Annotated in this window: 16 protein-coding genes; 8 read left to right on the top strand and 8 right to left on the bottom strand. The window is 61.3% G+C overall.

Going from position 1 to position 18,587, the window contains the following annotated elements; translation table 11 throughout:
• Window positions 1–22 precede the first annotated feature (22 nt).
• From pyrR to gshB, 5 genes are all read right to left on the bottom strand, one after another.
• Window positions 23–559, bottom strand: a complete 537-nt coding sequence (gene pyrR, locus B1781_RS18975) for a bifunctional pyr operon transcriptional regulator/uracil phosphoribosyltransferase PyrR (RefSeq protein WP_408646280.1) — start codon at window positions 557–559, stop codon at window positions 23–25.
• The gene (ruvX, locus tag B1781_RS18970; protein WP_078121158.1) at window positions 552–950 is read right to left on the bottom strand and encodes a Holliday junction resolvase RuvX; all 399 of its coding nucleotides are present in this window, start codon (window positions 948–950) and stop codon (window positions 552–554) included. Before ruvX ends, pyrR begins: the two co-directional genes overlap by 8 nt.
• A complete protein-coding gene (locus B1781_RS18965) occupies window positions 950–1,513 on the bottom strand; it encodes a YqgE/AlgH family protein (protein ID WP_078121157.1) in 564 nt (187 codons plus the stop codon). The genes ruvX and B1781_RS18965 overlap by 1 nt, the downstream gene beginning before the upstream one ends.
• Window positions 1,514–1,654: 141 nt before the next feature.
• The gene (locus B1781_RS18960) at window positions 1,655–2,548 is read right to left on the bottom strand and encodes an energy transducer TonB (RefSeq protein WP_334223790.1); all 894 of its coding nucleotides are present in this window, start codon (window positions 2,546–2,548) and stop codon (window positions 1,655–1,657) included.
• A gap of 119 nt (window positions 2,549–2,667) precedes the next feature.
• On the bottom strand, window positions 2,668–3,618 hold the full coding sequence (gene gshB, locus B1781_RS18955) for a glutathione synthase (RefSeq protein WP_078122136.1): 951 nt from the start codon (window positions 3,616–3,618) through the stop codon (window positions 2,668–2,670).
• Between the two features lie 586 nt (window positions 3,619–4,204).
• Between gshB and B1781_RS18950 the strand changes: the two genes are divergently transcribed.
• The 8 genes from B1781_RS18950 (at window position 4,205) to B1781_RS18915 (ending at window position 15,441) form a co-directional block, all read left to right on the top strand.
• Entirely contained in the window at window positions 4,205–4,612 is a 408-nt protein-coding gene (locus B1781_RS18950) for a hypothetical protein (RefSeq protein ID WP_078121156.1), read from the top strand.
• A gap of 46 nt (window positions 4,613–4,658) precedes the next feature.
• Entirely contained in the window at window positions 4,659–5,393 is a 735-nt protein-coding gene (locus B1781_RS18945) for a rhodanese-like domain-containing protein (protein ID WP_334223789.1), read from the top strand.
• 75 nt (window positions 5,394–5,468) lie between these two features.
• Window positions 5,469–5,828: a response regulator gene (locus tag B1781_RS18940; RefSeq protein WP_456300667.1), complete on the top strand. Its 360-nt coding sequence runs from the start codon at window positions 5,469–5,471 to the stop codon at window positions 5,826–5,828.
• 42 nt (window positions 5,829–5,870) lie between these two features.
• A complete protein-coding gene (locus B1781_RS18935; protein ID WP_078121154.1) occupies window positions 5,871–6,233 on the top strand; it encodes a response regulator in 363 nt (120 codons plus the stop codon).
• A 2-nt stretch (window positions 6,234–6,235) separates the two neighbouring features.
• On the top strand, window positions 6,236–6,799 hold the full coding sequence (locus tag B1781_RS18930; RefSeq protein ID WP_078121153.1) for a chemotaxis protein CheW: 564 nt from the start codon (window positions 6,236–6,238) through the stop codon (window positions 6,797–6,799).
• A 104-nt stretch (window positions 6,800–6,903) separates the two neighbouring features.
• The gene (locus B1781_RS18925) at window positions 6,904–8,958 is read left to right on the top strand and encodes a methyl-accepting chemotaxis protein (RefSeq protein WP_078121152.1); all 2,055 of its coding nucleotides are present in this window, start codon (window positions 6,904–6,906) and stop codon (window positions 8,956–8,958) included.
• Window positions 8,959–8,974: 16 nt separating this feature from the next.
• Entirely contained in the window at window positions 8,975–14,989 is a 6,015-nt protein-coding gene (locus B1781_RS18920; protein WP_078121151.1) for a hybrid sensor histidine kinase/response regulator, read from the top strand.
• On the top strand, window positions 14,986–15,441 hold the full coding sequence (locus tag B1781_RS18915; protein WP_078121150.1) for a chemotaxis protein CheW: 456 nt from the start codon (window positions 14,986–14,988) through the stop codon (window positions 15,439–15,441). Before B1781_RS18920 ends, B1781_RS18915 begins: the two co-directional genes overlap by 4 nt.
• 22 nt (window positions 15,442–15,463) lie before the next feature.
• On the opposite strand, the gene B1781_RS18910 is transcribed toward B1781_RS18915, so the two are convergent.
• From B1781_RS18910 to ahcY, 3 genes are all read right to left on the bottom strand, one after another.
• Complete coding sequence (locus B1781_RS18910) at window positions 15,464–16,192, bottom strand: 16S rRNA (uracil(1498)-N(3))-methyltransferase (RefSeq protein WP_078121149.1); 729 nt, start codon at window positions 16,190–16,192, stop codon at window positions 15,464–15,466.
• A 42-nt stretch (window positions 16,193–16,234) separates the two neighbouring features.
• Window positions 16,235–17,098: a methylenetetrahydrofolate reductase [NAD(P)H] gene (metF, locus tag B1781_RS18905; RefSeq protein WP_078121148.1), complete on the bottom strand. Its 864-nt coding sequence runs from the start codon at window positions 17,096–17,098 to the stop codon at window positions 16,235–16,237.
• An 81-nt stretch (window positions 17,099–17,179) separates the two neighbouring features.
• Window positions 17,180–18,586, bottom strand: coding sequence for an adenosylhomocysteinase (ahcY, locus tag B1781_RS18900; RefSeq protein WP_078121147.1), 1,407 nt, complete (start codon window positions 18,584–18,586; stop codon window positions 17,180–17,182).
• Window position 18,587 lies beyond the last annotated feature (1 nt).

The following is an 18,587-nucleotide window of genomic DNA, read 5'->3' as shown; positions in this document are numbered from 1 at the left end:
GCCCTTTAGTTTACCGCGTAGCTCAGCGTGCCGTCTGGTTATCGTGCAGAATTTCCAGGCTGAGCGGGTCAGGTCCGTTCAGTTTGATGTGGTCGTTCAATGCCAATGGAGGGCTCAGGCCGATCACATCCGGTTGCACCGGCAGTTCACGCCCGCTGCGCTCGATCAATGCGACCAGCGTGATGCTGGCCGGCCGACCGAAATCGAAGATCTCGTTCATCGCCGCGCGGATCGTTCGGCCGGTGTGCAGTACGTCGTCGACCAGGATGATGTTGCGGCCGTCCAGGTCGAAGTCGATCTTCGACGGCCTGACCTGCGGGTTGACGCCGATCTGGGTGAAGTCGTCACGATAGAAGCTGATATCCAGCAATCCGGTGGATTCCTGCAGATCCAGTTGTTCGGCAAGCAGTTCGGCGATCCAGGCACCGCCGGTATGGATGCCGATCATCGCCGGATTATCGAGTTCGCGGTCGCGCAGACGGTTGCGCAGTACCTGCGCCATACCCCCGATCAGGTCGAGGATGGCGTCGTGTTTCATGAAAAGTGTACGGTCACTCATTGAACCAGGTTTCCAGGATCAGTTTGGCGGCGTAAGAGTCTACCTTGGTTGGATCCTTGTTGGCTGCCGTACCGAGCTCGGCCCATGCCTCGCGGGTGGTCAGCCGCTCGTCCGCCATGTGCACCGGCAGATGGAAGCGTCCATGCAACTGGCGAGCGAAGCGTTTGGCACCCTCGGCGTTGTTGGCCTCGCGATCGGTCATCTCGAACGGGTGGCCGACCACCAGTGCCTGCGGTTTCCATTCGGCCAGCAGCGCCGCGATCCGTTCCCAATCGGGTTTGCGGTTGACCATGCCCAGGGTCGTCAAAGGCGTGGCGGTGCCGGTCAACGGCTGGCCGACGGCGACGCCGATTTTGTGCGTGCCGTAGTCGAATCCCAGCAGGACCTCCATCAGGCGTGGCCGGCCTCGCTGCTGAGCAGGTTCACATCGACGCCGAGCAGGCGCGCGGCGGCCTCCCAACGTTGGTCGGGCGGTAGCTCGAACAGAATGGACTGATCGACCGGACCGCTCAGCCAGGCGTTGTCCTGCATCTCGCGTTCGAGTTGTCCGGCGCCCCAGCCGGCATAACCCAGTGCCACCAGCGTACGGCTTGGGCCGTCGCCACGTGCCATGGCCTCGAGAATGTCGCGCGACGTGGTGATGCTGATGGTCTCGTTGACTGCCAGGGTCGAGTCCCAGGGCGACGTGTGCGTGTGCAGCACGAAGCCGCGTTCTTCCTCGACCGGGCCGCCGAGAAACACGATCTGCTCGCCGGCATCGCCGAAGCCGCCCTCGATCTGCATGTGCTTGAGTACGTCGGACAGGCGCAGTTCCGTTGGCCGGTTCAGCACAATGCCCATGGCACCCTGCTCGCTGTGTTCGCAGATGTAGGTGACCGTGCGCGAGAAGTTGGGGTCTTCGAGCGACGGCATCGCGATCAAAAGCTGATTCTTCAGTGACGCTGATTCATCCATGTCTACAGTATCGTGTGCCTGTTCGGTGGCGGCAAGGGGCGGTCGTCCACGGCGATTCTGCACGCCTTGCCTGGATTTCGGCGGTCGTCAGTGGGGCCGTATCGCGGTCGGCCAGTCGGGCGTGGCGTGCGGTAGCGGGTATCAGCGCGAACTGAACAGATTGTTGCCGTCGAGGAACTGCCAGGTCCGGGTGATATCGAGAATATCCACTTCCTTGCGAATTTCCGGCGGGAACGGTGCGAACGGCGACGACATGCGCACGATGCGTACTGCGGCGTCGTCCAGCAGCTTGTGGCCGGACGAACGCACCACGCGCACCCGTTCGATGGTGCCGTCGGCGCGCACTGCGACGTGCATCATTAGGTTGCCGTAGAGCTTGCGTCGCTTGGCCTCGTCCGGGTAGTTGAGGTTGCCGATCTTCTCGACCTTGCGTCGCCAGGCCTCGAGATAAGAGGCGTACTTGTACTCCTGGGTGCTCGCATTAACCGCCTTGCGCCGATGGTTGCGCGCGGCCGAGCGGTTACGACGGTCGATCTCGGCGGTCAGCCGGTCGATCTCACGCTGCGTGCTGGCCAGCAGCTGGCTGACGTCGGCGCGCGGTTTCGCCTTGACCGTGGGCTTGGGCGGCGGCGTGCTGACCACGCGTTCTTTCTTCTTTTTGGTGGCGACCACTTCCGGTTTCGGCTCCGGTTGCACCTCTGCGCCGCCGGAACGTTCGAGTTCCAGGGCGGGTTTCGGGATCGGCGTCGCCTCGGGATTGCCCAGCGGGCTGGTCTGCTTCTCCTGAATCCGTTCCTCGCCGCCGCCTTCTTGGGTCTGCTGGGCGAGAAAATCCGGGTCTTCGTTCTTCTTCGGCGTGGGTTTTGGTTGCACCAGCGTGATGTCGAGGGTGCGCTCGGGGGCCGGCGGTTTGTCGCGCGAGACATCAAAGCTCACCGCGAACAGCAAGAAGGCATGGATGGCGAGCGCGACCACCAGTGCGACCCCTAGCGGGTCGTTGGTCCGTCTCAATGCCAGGTTGCCGTTGATGTCCACAGGTACTCGGTGACTGAAGAAGTTCGAAAATTCGGCGTCGGTGCGCGATCCAGATCGGCGCCAACGCCGCCGCACTTTAGCACGGCGATCCGGTTGCGGCAGCCGCTGTACAGCGTCGCTTACCCGGCAACGCGGCGTTCGATGGCGTCCATCAGCGACCCACTGATGTTGAGGCCGAATTGCGCGTCGAGTTCCCGGATACAGGTCGGACTTGTGACGTTGACCTCGGTCAGGTAGTCGCCGATCACGTCGAGTCCCGCAAACAGGATGCCTTCTTCCTTCAATCGTGGTGCGACCGCGGCGACGATCTTGCGGTCGCCGTCACTCAGGGCGATGCCGTGTCCGCTGCCGCCTGCGGCCAGGTTGCCGCGGTTTTCGCCGACACTCGGGACGCGCGCCAGCGCGTAGGGGACGGCCTCGCCGTCGACCACCAGGATGCGTTTGTCGCCCTGGCTGATCTCCGGGATGAAGCGCTGCGCCATGGCGTACCCGGTGCCATGGCGGGTCAGGGTCTCGATGATCACATTCTTGTTGGCGTCATCGGACTTGATACGGAAGATCGACGCACCACCCATGCCGTGCAGCGGTTTGACGATCACATCCTTGTGCTGGGCGACGAAGGCGTCGAAATCGCGATGTTCGCGACTGACCAGCGTCGGCGGACAGACGTCGGAAAACCAGGCGGTGAACAGTTTTTCGTTGGCGTTGCGCAGCGCACTCGGCTTGTTGACCACCAAACAGCCGCGGGCTTCGGCCTGCTCCAGCAGGTAGGTGCTGTAGACATATTCCATGTCGAAAGGAGGATCTTTGCGCATCAGCACCGCATCGAGCTCGTCGAGTGGCCGGCTGACCTGCTCGCCGAGGGTGAACCAGCCGGCGGCATCGTCTTCCACCGTGAGCGGCCGCATGCGGGCCACGCACCGGCCGGCCTGCAAGGTCAGGTCGTTCATCTCCATGTACCACAGCTGGTAACCCCGGCGCTGTCCTTCCAGCAGCATCGCAAACGTGCTGTCTTTGTAAATCTTGATAGAGGCGATCGGATCCATCACTACGCCGAGCGCTAGGGTCATCGGTTTACTGCTCCAGATTGGGTCTTTGGCCGGCCTTCGCATGCCGGTTGCGTCGGCAAGCGCCGGGTACATCTATTGTTGCAGACCACCTGAACGCTTGCTATTTTTGTCTGCGAACTTGGTTCCTTAAGCATCCGGATGCAGTAAGGCGTGGGTAAAAACGTCGCCGGCCGTCAGCAATGCCAAGAGAGACTTAACCTCAATTCATATTAGCCCGCGACCAAGAACGGGCATAAGAGAGCGCGCCGGGTTTCGGTTGGGACAGCGGGACGTCGATTGCCGAACGCGTTTCGGGGTGCGATCGCGCGTGTCCTCCGAAACATCTCACTTACCACGATAAAGTTGAGGATTTTCCGGCCGTTAAAACTTGCAATGAGGCTGTAGAGCCGGCTGGCTCTGGGTTGTCGGACCTCTTCTGCTGTTTGCGAAGGGTCTGCAGTCGCGGATTCGCGGATTGCCCTGAGTGCATGTCAGCCGCACTACAAGTCGCACGTTGCGTACAAAAACCAGTTTGCCGAGCTCCCTAACTCGCTTAATCCACCGACATGTCATCGGATGCGCGCAGGGAGGTGCAAGTGGAGGAACAATGACCGGTGCCACCTGTTCGAGTTGCGACCGTAAGCCGCTCATCGACAAGTTGTATCGAATATTCGCTCTGTGTCTGCTGTTGGGTGCATGCGGTGTGTGCACGGCTGCGGACGAAGATCCTTACCTCGAATTGCTGAACGAAGAATCGTCTAAGGTTGGCGACGACACAGCCGATACAACCGGCGATGGGAAGTTGCGGCCTAAGCTGAATGCGACGAAATCAGCGAAGCTGGCCGAAACCCAAGAAGAGTTCGAGGAGATCCTACGCGGAAGTCACGTTGGTACTTACAGCTTTTATCACAAGCTGCCTGAACGAACGCGCGAAGAGATCTATGCGGACTACAAGAGCGGAACGGAAATGGAAGACCTGCGGCGCAAGATCATCGATCGATTTTTGCATCCGTAGTGCGTGAATTAACTGGGCTAACCACAAAGTTGTCTCTAGGGGTTGAATGATGGGATTGCTGTTTCGTCGAGGACTGTTGCTGATCTTACTGGGTGCGTCGCTGTCGGTGTTTGCCGAAGACGAGCTGAAAGTCGGCAAAGGCGAGCCGGGTATCGTGCTGCAGCCGAGCAAACCCTTCCTGCACGTCATTCACGAGGGACGTTCGGTCAAGGTCCAGCGCGTTCAGGACCCGGATTTCGAACTCAAGGGTTATTTCGCACGTACCGGTCGCAAGTGTCCGCCTTTCTGTATCCAGCCGATGACCCCCGATCCGACCGTCAAGCCGATCGGTGAGGCCGAATTGTTCGATTTCATGGAAACCCAGTTGCGCGACGGCAGTGGTGTGCTGATCGATGCGCGCACCAAGTCGTGGTTTCGCAAAGGGACGATCCCCGGTTCTGTGAACTACCCGTTCACGTTGTTCAACCGGGATCCGCATGATCCGGAGTTTGGCGCGGCGCTGCGGGCGTTCGGTGGCAAACCGCGAGGTGAGGTCGGCACGGTTGAGAAGACGTTGGAAGACTGGGGTCTGACCGACGCCAAGTACAAGACGGAAGAATGGGATTTCACCGATGCCAAAGACCTGGTTATCTGGTGCAACGGACCTGCATGTGGCCAGTCGCCGCGCGCCATCATGGGGCTGCTCGCGATCGGTTACCCGGGCGACAAAATCAAGTACTACCGGGGCGGTATGCAGATGTGGCAGATGTGGGGTTTGACCACGATCGTTCCGCATGAATGAACAAACCAAGCGTTACTTCCTAAGGGGGAACGTGTGAGTAGTGAAGAAGCGATGGATATAAACGGTTTGAAAGTGATGGTGATCGATGACAGTAAGACGATTCGTCGTACTGCCGAAACGCTGCTGAAGAAAGCGGGTTGCGAAGTGCTGACCGCGACTGACGGTTTCGAAGCCCTGTCGATCATCGCAGACAATCACCCTGATCTTATTTTCGTCGACATCATGATGCCGAGGCTGGATGGCTATCAGACGTGTGCGTTGATCAAGCACAACGAGCTGTACCGCGACATTCCAGTGATCATGCTGTCGAGTAAAGACGGTTTGTTCGACCGGGCCCGTGGTCGAATCGTCGGGTCCGAGCAGTATCTCACCAAGCCGTTCACGCGCGACGAGCTGCTCGGAGCAATCAAGAAACATGCTGCTAAAGCTGCCTGAAGGTAGTGGCAGAAGCGGACTTAAGAAAAGAAGCATCAAACCATGGCAAAGATTCTCATTATTGACGACTCTCCGACTGAACAGCATGTGCTGACCAAGATACTGCAGCAGGGTGGCCACGAGGCGTTTACCGCTTCCGATGGCGAGGCCGGCATCGCAGCGGCAAAGGAGCAAACGCCCGACGTGATCCTGATGGATGTCGTCATGCCCGGTATCAACGGCTTTCAGGCAACCCGCAAACTGAGCCGTGATCCGCAGACCCAGCACATTCCAGTGCTTATGGTAACCACCAAGGACCAGGATACCGACCGTGAGTGGGGCATGCGCCAAGGCGCCAAGGGCTACTTGGTGAAACCGGTAGACGGCAGCGAACTGTTGCAGAAGATCGGCGACCTGTTGAACTGATCGTGAAAATCGAACTCGCAGAAAACACACTCTCGCCGGTCGACGTCATGGCGTTGCTGGCGGATATCCAGAAGCGCAGCGACCTGGCGGCCAAGCGCCTGCCGAAAACCGCTGCGCAGACCGATATCTGGGATGGACTGATCTTCAACGTGGCCGGCGTGCGCGTTGCCGCGCCGATGAACGAGATCAGCGAGATGCTGCCTTTCCAGGATCGCATCACCCGTGTGCCCGGTGCCAAGCCCTGGTTGCTGGGGCTGGCCAACGTGCGCGGTGGCCTGCTGCCGGTAATCGATCTGCAGGTTTACCTGGGGTCGAAGGCGATCGTGCCGTCGAAGGCGACCCGCATCCTGGTGTTGCGCCTGCGCGGGCTGGTTGCCGGCCTGATGGTGCCGTCGGTGCAGGGCATGCGCCATTTCCACCTGCGCGATCGCCTGACCAACGCCCGGATCAAAGGCGCGTTGGGCGCCTACGTTTACGAAGCATTCAATCTCGACGACGAAGTGTGGCCTGTATTCAGCATGACCGCCCTGGCGGCCGATCCCGAATTCAGAACGGGCGCACAGTAAGTCATGAACACATATTTTCAGCGCGCAATTTCCCTTGTCGATAACGACTTCGCTGTCGCCAGCGGAAAGTGCCGTGTCGCATATTAAGGATTAGGAACCGGATCATGAAAAGCACAGCAAAAAAATCCAGTGGCGGCAAGCGCGCCATTCCAATCTTCACCGCGTTGGTCGTCATCAGCGTTATCGCGACCATTGCGGCCTTCGTGTTCGTCTCGACCATCGAGCGACACGGTGAACAGTACGTACAGCGTGTTGCCGAGCAGCAGGTGCTGTCGCAGAAGATCGCCAAGTACGCCCTCGAAGCGGCGGCTGGTGACCAGAACGCGTTCGAACAGCTGGGCGAGACGCGTGACCGCTTCACCTTGCTGCTCGATGAACTGAAGAACGGCACGGCCGATGGCGAGCCGCCGGCGTCACCGGAGTCGATGTCTGCGCCGGTCAAAGACGTCGAAGACAAATGGCTGGCCTTGCGTGCGCCGATCGACGAGATCCTCGAAAAGAAAGAATCGATCCTGTCGATCCGCGAGTTCATCGACGTCATCACCTTCGCGATTCCCGCCTTGCAGGAAAACTCTGAAGAGGTCGTGCGGATCCTGGTCAAGAACAACGCAGACCAACAACAGATCTATGTCGCTACCCGCCAGCTCATGTTGGCGCAGCGCTTGAGTGACAACGTGACCCGTGTACTGTCCGGCGGCGCCGGCACCGCGGTGGCAATCGACCAGTTCAGCCGTGACGCCGAGCGTTTCGGCCGAGTTTTGACCGGTATGCTCGCCGGCGATGCCGAGATGGGCGTTATGCGCATCAGTATTCCGGAGGCCGAGGCCAAGTTGGCGGAAGTCGCCAAGCTGTATCGTTCGGTCAACGACCACGTTACCGAGATCATCGAAACCGCACCGAGCGTGTTGCCGGCACTTGAGGCCACCGGTGAGGTCGCGTGGGCATCGGACGCACTGGACACCGCAACCGGTGAACTGGCCGAGGCCTTCAACAGCGATCTGTATGCCGTGAAGATCGGCCCGGTCGTGGTCGGCCCGCCGCTGGTAACCATCCTCGGCATCGCATCGCTGGTGTTCCTGATCCTGCTCGGTGGCGCGATGCTCGGCGACGCACGTAGCCGCACCAACGAGGCCGACCAGCGCAACCTGCGTGACCAGGCCGCTATCCGCCGACTGCTCGACGAGATGGTGGACTTGTCCGATGGTGACCTGACCATCGAGGCGACCGTAACCGAAGACATCACCGGCGCGATCGCCGACTCGGTCAACCAGGCGGTGGAAGAGATGCGTAGCCTGGTAACCACGATCAACGAAACCTCGGTGCGGGTCTCGGCATCTGCCCAGGAAACGCGAGGCACCGCACTGCAGCTGGAAGAGGCATCGGATCACCAGCGTAATCAGATCCAGACGGCATCGTCGACGGTGCGCACCATGTCCCAGGCGATGAGCGAGATGGCTACCGAGGCCGGTAAGTCGGCCGAGATCGCGCAGGAGTCGGTTGACATCGCTGCGGCCGGTGGCTCGACGGTACGTCGCACCATTGCCGGCATGGACACGATCCGCGACCAGATCCAGGAGACCTCCAAGCGTATCAAGCGTCTGGGTGAGAGCTCGCAGGAGATCGGTAACATCGTGGAACTGATCGAGGACATCGCCGACCAGACCAACATCCTCGCGTTGAACGCCGCGATGCAGGCCGCTATGGCCGGTGAAGCGGGCCGCGGCTTCGCGGTGGTTGCGGACGAGGTTCAGCGACTCGCTGAACGTTCGGCCAACGCAACCAAGCAGATCGACGCACTGGTTAAAACCATCCAGGCGGATACCAACGAAGCGGTCAGCTCGATGGAATCCAGTACCTCGGAAGTGGTCAACGGGGCCAAGCTGGCGGAAGACGCCGGTGAGGCACTGCAACGAATCGAACAGGTGTCGCAGGACATCGCAAGCGCTACCCAGCAGATTGCCGCCCGATTGGGTCAGCACTCGGCCGAGGTGGGCTCGATCAACGACACCATGGATGTCATTCAGCAAATCACCAGCCAGACCTCGCAGGGTACGGAACAAACGACCCAGTCGATCGAGACGTTGGCACAGATGGCAGAGCAACTGCGTCAGACCGTGGCGCGCTTTAAGCTGCCGGATGAAGACGCCGTAATGGCCTGAGCAAGGATTAATCGTCATGATGCCAGAAATGCGTCAGGACCGTAGCGGGCTCCGTTGGATCCGCGGCGAACTGGACCAAAACCTACGCGAGGCGCGTAATCTCCTGGAGGACTTCGTCGAAGGCCGCCAGGAAGATCTCAGCGGCTGCGTCGACCTGCTGCACCACGTGCACGGCGCCTTGGAAATGGTGCAGGTGTTCGGCGGCGCGATGTTGGCCGACGAGATGGAAAAGCTGTCGCGGGCGATGTCGCAAGGCAACGTCAAGCAGCCCGATGCTGCTGCAGAAGCACTGATGCTCGGCATGGTGCAGCTGCCGAGCTACCTCGAGAAACTCGAAGCGGGCGGTGCGGACATTCCGCTGGCCCTGTTGCCCTTGATGAACGACCTGCGGTCGGCGCGCGAGGCACCGCTGGTGTCGGAATCGTCGCTGTTCGCGCCCAAGCTCGATTCGGTGATTGCCGCCGATACCGTGCGCCCGGGTTCGGGCAACCGCGATTTGCCCGGCGTAATCAAGAAGCTGCGCAGCAAGTACCACCGCGGCCTGTTGTTCTGGATTCGCGGTCAGCAGGAAGATGCGGCGCTGGGCCAGATCATCGAAGTGCTCGACACGGTCAACAGCAATACCGGTACCAGCCGCATGCGTCGGCTGCTCGATGCCGGCGAGGCATTGGCCACCGCATTGCGCGAAGACAACGAAGAACCCGCGATAGCGGTCAAGCCGCTGTTCGGCAAGATCGACCGCGTGTTCAAGACGGTGATCGATCAGGGCGAAGAATCGGCCATGCTCGATTTCCCGGTCGATCTGCTCAAAAACCTGCTGTATTACATCGCCCGTTCGTCGTCCACCGCACCGTCGGTGGTCGCCGTCAAAGAAGCAGCCGATCTGGCCAACAGCTTCCCGGAACATGGTGATAGTGGCGACGCCACCGGCCTGCTGAGCGGACCGGGTCAGGACATGTTCGAGGCGGTCGCCGAGGCGCTCGCGCAGGATCTGCGCAGTGTCAAAGACCAGCTCGATCTGTACATCCGCGGCGACCGCGCCCAGATCGACCGTTTGACGGCGCTGGCGCAACCGATCCAGCGGATCGGCGACACGCTCGGCATGGTCGGTCGCGGTGAATTGCGTACCCGCCTGAAGCATCGGGGTGACGAACTCGCCGCTGTCGAAAATAGCGGCGAGCCGATGGCCGACGATCGGCTGATGGCGCTCGCCAGCGAGTTGCTGTACGTCGAGTCGTCACTGTCGAATCTCGCCGGTGGCGGTGAAGCGGCTGCCGATTTCGATGCACCGTCCGAAGGCGCGCTGACCCATGCGCTGTCGCAGGGCGAGATGCAGCAGCACCTGCGCGTCGCCGTCGACGAGGCCATGGTCGAGCTGGCGAAAACCAAAGACGCCATCCTCGAATACCTGGCGAAGCCGGAAAATACCGAACTGCTGAACGACGTACCGACCCGCCTTGGTTCGGTCGGCGGTGTGTTGCGCATGCTCGATCTGCCCGAGGCGGGCCAGTTGCTGGCTGCCCTGGCACCTTATATCTCAGAGTTGGCGAGCGGTGAGCGCGGCAAACCGGGCGCCGAAGAAAGCGATGCCCTGGCAGACGTCGTTATCAGTGCTGAAACCTATATGCAGTCCGCGGTCGAGCCGGGTGCCGATCGCGAGCGCATTCTGGCGTACGCCGAAGATGCGCTGGCCAAGCTGGGTCTGAGCACCGGCGAGTCGGCACGCGCCGGTGTTGAGCTGTCGGTGGTCGAAGGCGGTCTGGACAAGGCTCAGGAGGCGCAAGCTGCCGAGGCCGAAGCAGAGGTTGAACAGGTCGAATCGAACGCTCCTGTCGAATTTGAAGCGCCCGAGGCGACCAATGATTCGTCGCTGAACGTTGTCGACGAGGCTGAAGAGCAGCCTGCGCTCGAAGCGGCAAGCGATGAGTCCGACGAGATCGACGAAGATGTGCGCGGTCTGGTCGTTGAAGATGCCGACAAGCCGGTCGAAACGCCGACTCTCGAGTGGGCCGCGGCAGGCTTGAGCGTGTCCTCCGAACCCGAGGCGCAGGCCGAGGAGCCGGCGCAGGAAGACGTGGCAAGTGAGCCCGAGGCACCGGTTGCCGAGCAACCTGCAGCAGCGCCGGTTGTTGAAGAGGAAGAGATCGATCCCGAGATCCTCGAGGTGTTTGCCGAAGAGGCCGAGGAAGAGCTCAACGTCATCCAGGAACTGTATCCGAAATGGCGCGCTGACCAGGGCGACAACGAATCCCTGGCGACGCTGCGTCGTTCCTTCCACACGCTGAAGGGCAGCGGCCGGATCGTCGGCGCCAACAATATCGGCGAGTTTGCCTGGTCGGTCGAGAACCTGTTGAACCGGGTTATCGATCAGACCGTCGCGACGACGCCGTCGTTGTTCGCGCTGCTGGACGATGTCGTCGACGTCCTGCCGACGCTGGTCGAGGAAAGCACCAAGCCGGGTGCGCAGACGGATGTGTCGGCAATCTCGGCACGTGCGTTCGCGATTGCGTCCGGCGAGCCCGAGCCCGCTGCGGCAGCACCAGTGGCGGTCGCCGACAGCGCTGCGCCCAGCGAAGTCGAAACGGCGCCGGCAGCCGAGCCGGAAACGGTAGAGGCAGCGCCGGTCGCGGAAGTCACGATCGACGAAGTGCCTGTGGCTGAAGAGTCCACCACCGAGGTGCCGGTTGAAACCATCGAGATGTCGGGTGAGGCCATCGAGAGCTTCGAAATCCCGGCATCGATCGAAGGTGAATCGGAAGAGATCGATCTGAGCGCCGAGCCGGTGCCTGACGAGTCGATCCTGACCGACAGTGAGGCGGAGGATTCGCACTTCGCAGAGGCCGATGGTTCGAACGGTATCGATACCAACAGCCTGAACACGGTATTCCTGGATGAGGCGCAGCAGCATCTGGGTGTGCTGGCCGACTTCATTCAACGTTGCCGCGACAAGGCCGGCAGCTGCGAGATCGACGAAGGTGTTCGTCGCGCCATGCATACCCTGCGTGGCAGCTCGCGTACCGCCGGTGTTGCACCGATGGCGGAGCTGGCCGGCGCGCTGGAAGATTTCAGCGACATCATGGGCAACATGCAGCGCTACACCGACATCGATACGCTCGATCTGCTCGGCCGTAGCCACAAGATCCTGTCCGATCTGGTCAGTACCGTTCAGGATCCGAATACCGAAGTCCCTGGCTGGCAGTCGCTGCGCGACGAAATCAACGGCCTGATCACGGATATGTCTTCGCGCGCCGATAGCGATTCGAGCGCCCGTGACGACCTGTCGCTCGAAGACGCCATCATCGAACAGGAAACCCAGGAGACGGTGGAAATCACCGCTCCGCCGCTTGACGAAACGCCGGTCTTCGAAGAGCCGGTGGCCCACGAGCCAGCGATGCAGGAGCCGGAGCCTACGGTCGACGAGGATGCCGAGCCGCTCGATCCGGAACTGGTCGAGATCTTCCTCGAAGAGGCCAACGAACTGCTCGAAGCACTGGAAGCCGAACTGCACGAGTGGCAGGACGCAGCGCCGGGCAACATTGAGCCGGTGGCCAAGCTGCAACGCACCCTGCACACCATGAAAGGCGGTGCGCGCCTGGCCGGTGCCGCAGCGGTTGGCGATCTCAGCCACGCGATGGAGTCGGCTTTCGAGAGCATCACTGAACAGCGTATCAAGGGCGATGAGCGTTTGAAGGGCCTGGTGCGCTACGCGTCCGACCTGCTGGCGCAAGATGTCGAAACCCTGGTTCGCGGCATGGTGCCTGCGGCCCATCCCGAGGTTATCGAACGGCTGGAAGCGGCTGCGCATGGTCGCGAGTGGAGCGATCTGACGGCCGGCGAGCCGGCGGCGCCTGCACCGGCTGCACAGCCTGAGCAAGAGCCTACCGCTCAAGCGCCCGAGGCCGCAGATGCCGGCATGACGGTTGAGGAAGCGGAAAGCCTGGAGGCGCCTTCCGAGCTGCTACAGCCTGAGTCGCTGTTGCAGGAACAGGGCGCTGCGGATTCGCAATTGGTCACCGACTCGCAACTGCTGACCGACTCGGAATTGCTCGGCGACAGCAGCTTCCTGCAGACGCAGGAGGTTCCCGCCGCAGAAGCTGCGGTGGCGCGCTCTACCGTGGTTCAGTTCCCGTCCGGTAACCAGCTGGCGGAAGGCGAAGGTTTCGTACCGCGTCGGCCGTTCCCCGAGGAAGAAAAGAAGGAGGCGACCGGCAGCAGCGGTGAACGCGTTCGTGTCGCATCCGAGACGCTCGACCAGATGGTTAACAACGCCGGTGAGGTCAGCATCTACCGTGCGCGTCTCGAACAGCAGAACAGCACGTTCGGATTCAACCTGAACGAATTGCAGGCCACCATCGACCGTCTGCGCGGTCAGCTGCGTGACCTGGAGATCGAGACCGAGGCACAGGTGTTGTCGCGCCACGAGCGCGAGGTCGAAACCGATATCGACTTCGACCCGCTGGAGATGGACCGTTATTCGACCATCCAGCAGCTCTCGCGTGCTTTGTCCGAGACCGTGGAAGATTTGTCGAACCTCGGTCAGTCGCTGACCGACCTGAGTCGCGACACCGATACCCTGCTGCTGCAGCAGTCGCGTGTTACCACCGACCTGCAGGATGCCTTGCTGCGCACCCGGATGGTCAAGTTTGCCAGCCGTGTGCCGCGCCTCGAACGTGTCGTGCGCCAGACCGGCCACACGGTCGGTAAAGAGGCCAGACTCGATGTCGTTGGCGGCGCTGAGGACATGGACCGCGCCATTCTCGAGCGCATGATGGGGCCGCTGGAGCACCTGATGCGCAACTCGGTGTCGCACGGTATCGAGGATGCGAACGCCCGCCTTGCCAATAGCAAGCCGCGCGAAGGCGTCATCACGCTGTCGTTGAGCCGCGAGGGTACCGACGTCGTATTGACCCTGTCGGACGACGGCGCAGGTCTCGATCGTGCGCGTATCCGCTCCAAGGCCGTCGAACGCGGTCTGATCGATGCGGACGCCGTGGTCGAAGACGACGATCTGTTCCAGTTGATCCTGCAACCGGGTTTCTCGACGGCGCAGGAGCTGTCGCAGGTTTCCGGTCGTGGCGTGGGTATGGACGTGGTGCTGACCGAGGTGAAGCAACTCGGCGGCACGCTCGATATCGAGTCGCAGCCCGGTGCCGGCACCAGCTTCACGATTCGCCTGCCGTTTACCCTGGCCATTACCGATGCGCTGCTGGTGACACTGGGCGACGACATGTATGCCGTGCCGCACAGCAGCATGGACGGTGTCGTGCGCATCGGCGTCGATGAGCTGCGTGCCATCTACGCCGGTGAGAAAGACGTGTTTACCTACGACAACCGGGATTACACGGTGCGCTACCTGGGCTCGATGCTGGGTACCCAGGCACCGCACATCCCAGAAGGTCTGCGTTGGTTGCCGCTGTTGCTGGTGCGTTCCGGTGAACACCGTGTCGCGATCCACGTCGACAGCCTGATGGGTAACCGTCAGATCGTGGTGAAGTCGATCGGTGCGCAGTTGAGCACGGTGCGCTGGTATACCGGCGGCACCATCCTGGCAGACGGTCAGATTGCGCTGATCCTCGATGTGAACGCCCTGGTGCGTATGGATAGCGCGCAGCATCCGTCGACCGAGGTCGTCGAGACGGCCGAGCCGGAGAGCAAGGGCATCACCGTTATGGTGGTCGATGACTCGATCACGGTACGTAAGGTCACCAGCCGTCTGTTGGAGCGCCACAACATGCATGTGGTAACCGCCAAAGACGGTGTCGACGCGGTCACCGTGCTGCAGGACCATCGTCCGGACATCATGCTGCTGGATATCGAGATGCCGCGGATGGACGGCTACGAGCTGGCGCGCCACATGCGTAGTACGCCGGAACTGGCCGATATCCCGATCATCATGATCACGTCGCGTACCGGTGACAAACACCGCAATCGCGCGATGGAGTTGGGCGTCAAGCGCTACCTCGGTAAGCCTTACCAGGAAGCCGAGTTGCTTGAGAACATTTACACACTGCTTGCGGATACAACGTTGTGAGTCAGCAAGTCTCAGAGATTCGATGCCTGGTAATTCCGTTGCGTGAAGGCAGCCTGTTGCTGCCGAACACGACGGTTGCAGAGATCATCGGTTACCGCGAGCCGGATCCGATCGATAACGATGCGCCATGGCTCCAGGGGATGGTGAACTGGCACCAGCGTGAGATCCTGGTCGTCGACTTCGAGCGCATGCTCGGTCGCACTCGGGGTAGCGACAGTATTCGTCAGCGTATCGCCGTGTGCTATGCGCTCAAACCCGAAGGTGACTGGCCGTTGGTTGGCCTGGTGGCGCAGGGTATTCCGCGCCTGCTGCGTCTCAATCACGATGCGATCGATCAGGCGACCACCAGCCTGCACGGTGATTCACCGGTACGCATGACGGTCACGGTCGACGGCGATCAGTTGATGGTGCCCGACCTCGACTACCTGCAGGCACAGTTGCCGGCAGCGTAATCCGACGTCCGCGACCGATCGGTCAGCGGAAGTCCCCCCACAACAGTTGCATCGCGGCCAGAGCGGCCAGCGGTGCCGTTTCGGTGCGCAACACGCGCGGCCCCATGCGCACGCTGGTGTACCCCTGCCTTTCGGCGAGACTACGTTCGGCTTCGCTGAGCCCCCCTTCGGGACCGATCAGCAGGCGCACCTGCGGATCGGCGGGGGGTGACACGTCGGCAAACGAGCGCGGCGCCTCATGATGCAGCAGGAAACCGCCGGGATGATCTTCTAGCCAGGCAGGCAGTGGGGCAGGGGCATGCAAGCTCGGCAGCCGGCTGCGCCCGCATTGTTCGCAGGCGCTGATGATCACGCCCTGCCAATGCTGCATCTTTTTGGTGGTGCGTTCGTCGTCGAGCCGCACCACGCTGCGTTCGGTCGCCAGCGGGGTGACGGCGCCTACCCCCAGCTCAGCCGCTTTCTGCAACGCGAGATCCATGCGCTCGCCGCGCGAGATACCGATCGCCAGATGGACCGTCAGTGGTGATTCGTTGTCGACCGTACGTGAGTCACCGACCTCGGCAATACACGCCTTGCGATCGCAACGCGTCAGGCGGGCATCGAAGTCTTGCCCGCTACCGTCGAACAGAATGAGGTCATCGCCCGCACGTAGGCGCAACACCTGTTGCGCATAGCGTGCAGCGCGCTCGTCCAATTCGATGGTGTGGCCGCTGGCCAGCGAGGGTTCAACGAAGATCCGGGAGATACGCATCAGCGTATCCTACACCGCGGATCGCGATCGCACGGAACGTGCTTAGCCGATGTCGCTGAGGCCGAGTGCGTCCCAGATAGCGAGCGTGGGTTCGGTCTGGTTCATCGTATAGAAATGCAGACCGGGCGCGCCGATCGCCAACAGCCGTTCGCACAGCTTGGTGACCACGTCCCGGCCGAGCGCACGGATGCTATCGATGTTATCGCCGTAGGCTTCCATGCGTTTACGTAGCCAGCGCGGGATCTCCGCACCGCACGCATCGGAAAAACGCACCAGGTTGCTGTAGTTGGTGATCGGCATGATGCCCGGCACGATCGGGATAGTGATGTCGCGTCGGCTGCAGGCCTCGAGGAAACGTTCGTAGGCATCCGGGTTGTAGAAATACTGCGTGATCGCCGAGTCGGCGCCGGCATCTACCTTGCGTTTGAAGTTTTCCAGGTCTTTGTCGAAGTTCGCAGCCTGTGGATGCATCTCCGGGTAGGCGGCGACCTCGACATGGAAGCGTGCATCGAAGCGTTCGCGGATCAGGGCGACCAGTTCGTTGGCGTAATTCAGGTCGCCCATCGAGCCGGCACCGGCGCCCGAGGGCAGGTCGCCGCGCAACGCCACGATGCGGTCGATGCCCTGGTCGGCGTAGCGCTGCAGGATCTCGGTGATCTCATCGCGCGTGCTGCCGATACACGACAGGTGCGGTGCGGCGGCGATGCCTTGTTCGCGAATCCAGTCGACGGTGGCGAAGGTGTTGGTCTGGGTCGAACCGCCGGCACCATAGGTGACGGAGAAGAACGCCGGACTGCGTTCGTTCAGGCGGGTCACGGTATCGCGCAGCTTCTCGATACCTTTGTCGGTCTTTGGCGGGAACAGTTCGAAACTGAAGCCGGTCGCTTGTGATCGTGATGCGGTCATCTGCGGTCAATCCAGTCTTGCGAATAGGGGTGTGGTGCAACCACGGACGGGTTGCACCACACGACGCGTTACGTCAATGAATCAGTAACGATAGTGCTCGGGCTTGTACGGGCCCTCGACCGGTACGCCGATATAGTCGGCCTGCTCCTGCGACAGCACGGTCAGGTGGGCGCCGATCTTCTCGAGGTGCAGTCGCGCGACCTCTTCATCGAGCTTTTTCGGCAGGATGTATACGCCGATCGGGTATTCTTCGCGCTTGGTGTAGAGCTCGATCTGCGCCAGTACCTGGTTGGTGAACGAGTTCGACATCACGAAGCTCGGGTGGCCGGTGGCGCAGCCGAGGTTAACCAAACGGCCTTCGGCCAGCATGATGATGCGCTTGCCGTCGGGGAAAATGATGTGGTCGACCTGCGGTTTGATGTTTTCCCACTCGTACTTGTTGAGGCCGGCGATATCGATCTCGTTGTCGAAGTGACCGATGTTGCAGACGATCGCCTGATCCTTCATCGCGGCCATGTGGTCGTGACGAATGATGTCCTTGTTGCCGGTGGTGGTGACAAAGATATCCGCGATCGGTGCGGCCTCTTCCATCGTGACCACGCGAAAACCTTCCATCGCCGCCTGCAGTGCACAGATCGGGTCGATCTCGGTGATCCACACAGTTGCGCCCAGGCCGCGCAGCGACTGGGCCGAGCCCTTGCCGACATCGCCGTAACCGCAGACGACCGCAATCTTGCCGGCGATCATCACGTCGGTCGCGCGCTTGATGCCGTCTACCAGTGATTCGCGGCAGCCATACAGGTTGTCGAATTTCGACTTGGTGACCGAGTCGTTGACGTTCATCGCCGGGAACAGCAGCTTGCCCTGCTTGAGCATCTCGTAGAGACGGTGCACGCCCGTGGTGGTCTCTTCGGTCACGCCGCGGATCGATTCGGCCATCTTGTGATAGCGCTTGGGGTCTTCTTCGAGGCTGCGCTTGAGCACGCCGAGGATCACCTTCCACTCTTCGGCGTCGTCGGCCTTCGGCTCGGGTACGGCGCCGGCGTCCGCATACTCGACACCTTTATGGACGAGCAGGGTCGCGTCGCCGCCGTCGTCGAGGATCATGTTGGCTTGCTCGCCGTTCGGCCAGTTCAACACCTGTTCGGTGCACCACCAGTATTCTTCCAGTGTCTCGCCTTTCCATGCGTAGACCGGAATGCCGGCGGCAGCGATCGCGGCTGCGGCGTGGTCCTGAGTCGAGAAGATGTTGCACGAACACCAGCGCACCTGGGCACCGAGCTCGACGAGGGTCTCGATCAGCACGGCAGTCTGGATCGTCATGTGCAACGAGCCGGTGATGCGGGCGCCTTTGAGGGGTTTTTCCTTGCCGTACTTCTCGCGCAGCGCCATCAGGCCCGGCATCTCGGTTTCGGCAATGCGCATTTCTTTGCGGCCCCAATCGGCCAAAGACATGTCGGCGACTTTGTAGTCGGTGAACTCACTCATG

Source organism: Thiosocius teredinicola, from assembly GCF_002009425.1.
Lineage (GTDB): Bacteria > Pseudomonadota > Gammaproteobacteria > Chromatiales > Chromatiaceae > Thiosocius > Thiosocius teredinicola.
This window is presented reverse-complemented; position numbering and strand designations above follow the sequence as displayed.

Excerpts from the sequence above, each read along its gene's own strand:
- gshB (WP_078122136.1), bottom strand. The coding sequence starts at position 3,618 with ATGACCCTAGCGCTCGGCGTAGTGATGGATCCGATCGCCTCTATCAAG.
- ruvX (WP_078121158.1), bottom strand. The coding sequence starts at position 950 with ATGGAGGTCCTGCTGGGATTCGACTACGGCACGCACAAAATCGGCGTC.
- metF (WP_078121148.1), bottom strand. The coding sequence starts at position 17,098 with ATGACCGCATCACGATCACAAGCGACCGGCTTCAGTTTCGAACTGTTC.
- B1781_RS18910 (WP_078121149.1), bottom strand. The coding sequence starts at position 16,192 with ATGCGTATCTCCCGGATCTTCGTTGAACCCTCGCTGGCCAGCGGCCAC.
- B1781_RS18920 (WP_078121151.1), top strand. The coding sequence starts at position 8,975 with ATGATGCCAGAAATGCGTCAGGACCGTAGCGGGCTCCGTTGGATCCGC.
- B1781_RS18925 (WP_078121152.1), top strand. The coding sequence starts at position 6,904 with ATGAAAAGCACAGCAAAAAAATCCAGTGGCGGCAAGCGCGCCATTCCA.
- ahcY (WP_078121147.1), bottom strand. The coding sequence starts at position 18,586 with ATGAGTGAGTTCACCGACTACAAAGTCGCCGACATGTCTTTGGCCGAT.
- B1781_RS18965 (WP_078121157.1), bottom strand. The coding sequence starts at position 1,513 with ATGGATGAATCAGCGTCACTGAAGAATCAGCTTTTGATCGCGATGCCG.
- B1781_RS18945 (WP_334223789.1), top strand. The coding sequence starts at position 4,659 with ATGATGGGATTGCTGTTTCGTCGAGGACTGTTGCTGATCTTACTGGGT.
- pyrR (WP_408646280.1), bottom strand. The coding sequence starts at position 559 with ATGAGTGACCGTACACTTTTCATGAAACACGACGCCATCCTCGACCTG.
- B1781_RS18950 (WP_078121156.1), top strand. The coding sequence starts at position 4,205 with ATGACCGGTGCCACCTGTTCGAGTTGCGACCGTAAGCCGCTCATCGAC.
- B1781_RS18935 (WP_078121154.1), top strand. The coding sequence starts at position 5,871 with ATGGCAAAGATTCTCATTATTGACGACTCTCCGACTGAACAGCATGTG.
- B1781_RS18940 (WP_456300667.1), top strand. The coding sequence starts at position 5,469 with ATGGTGATCGATGACAGTAAGACGATTCGTCGTACTGCCGAAACGCTG.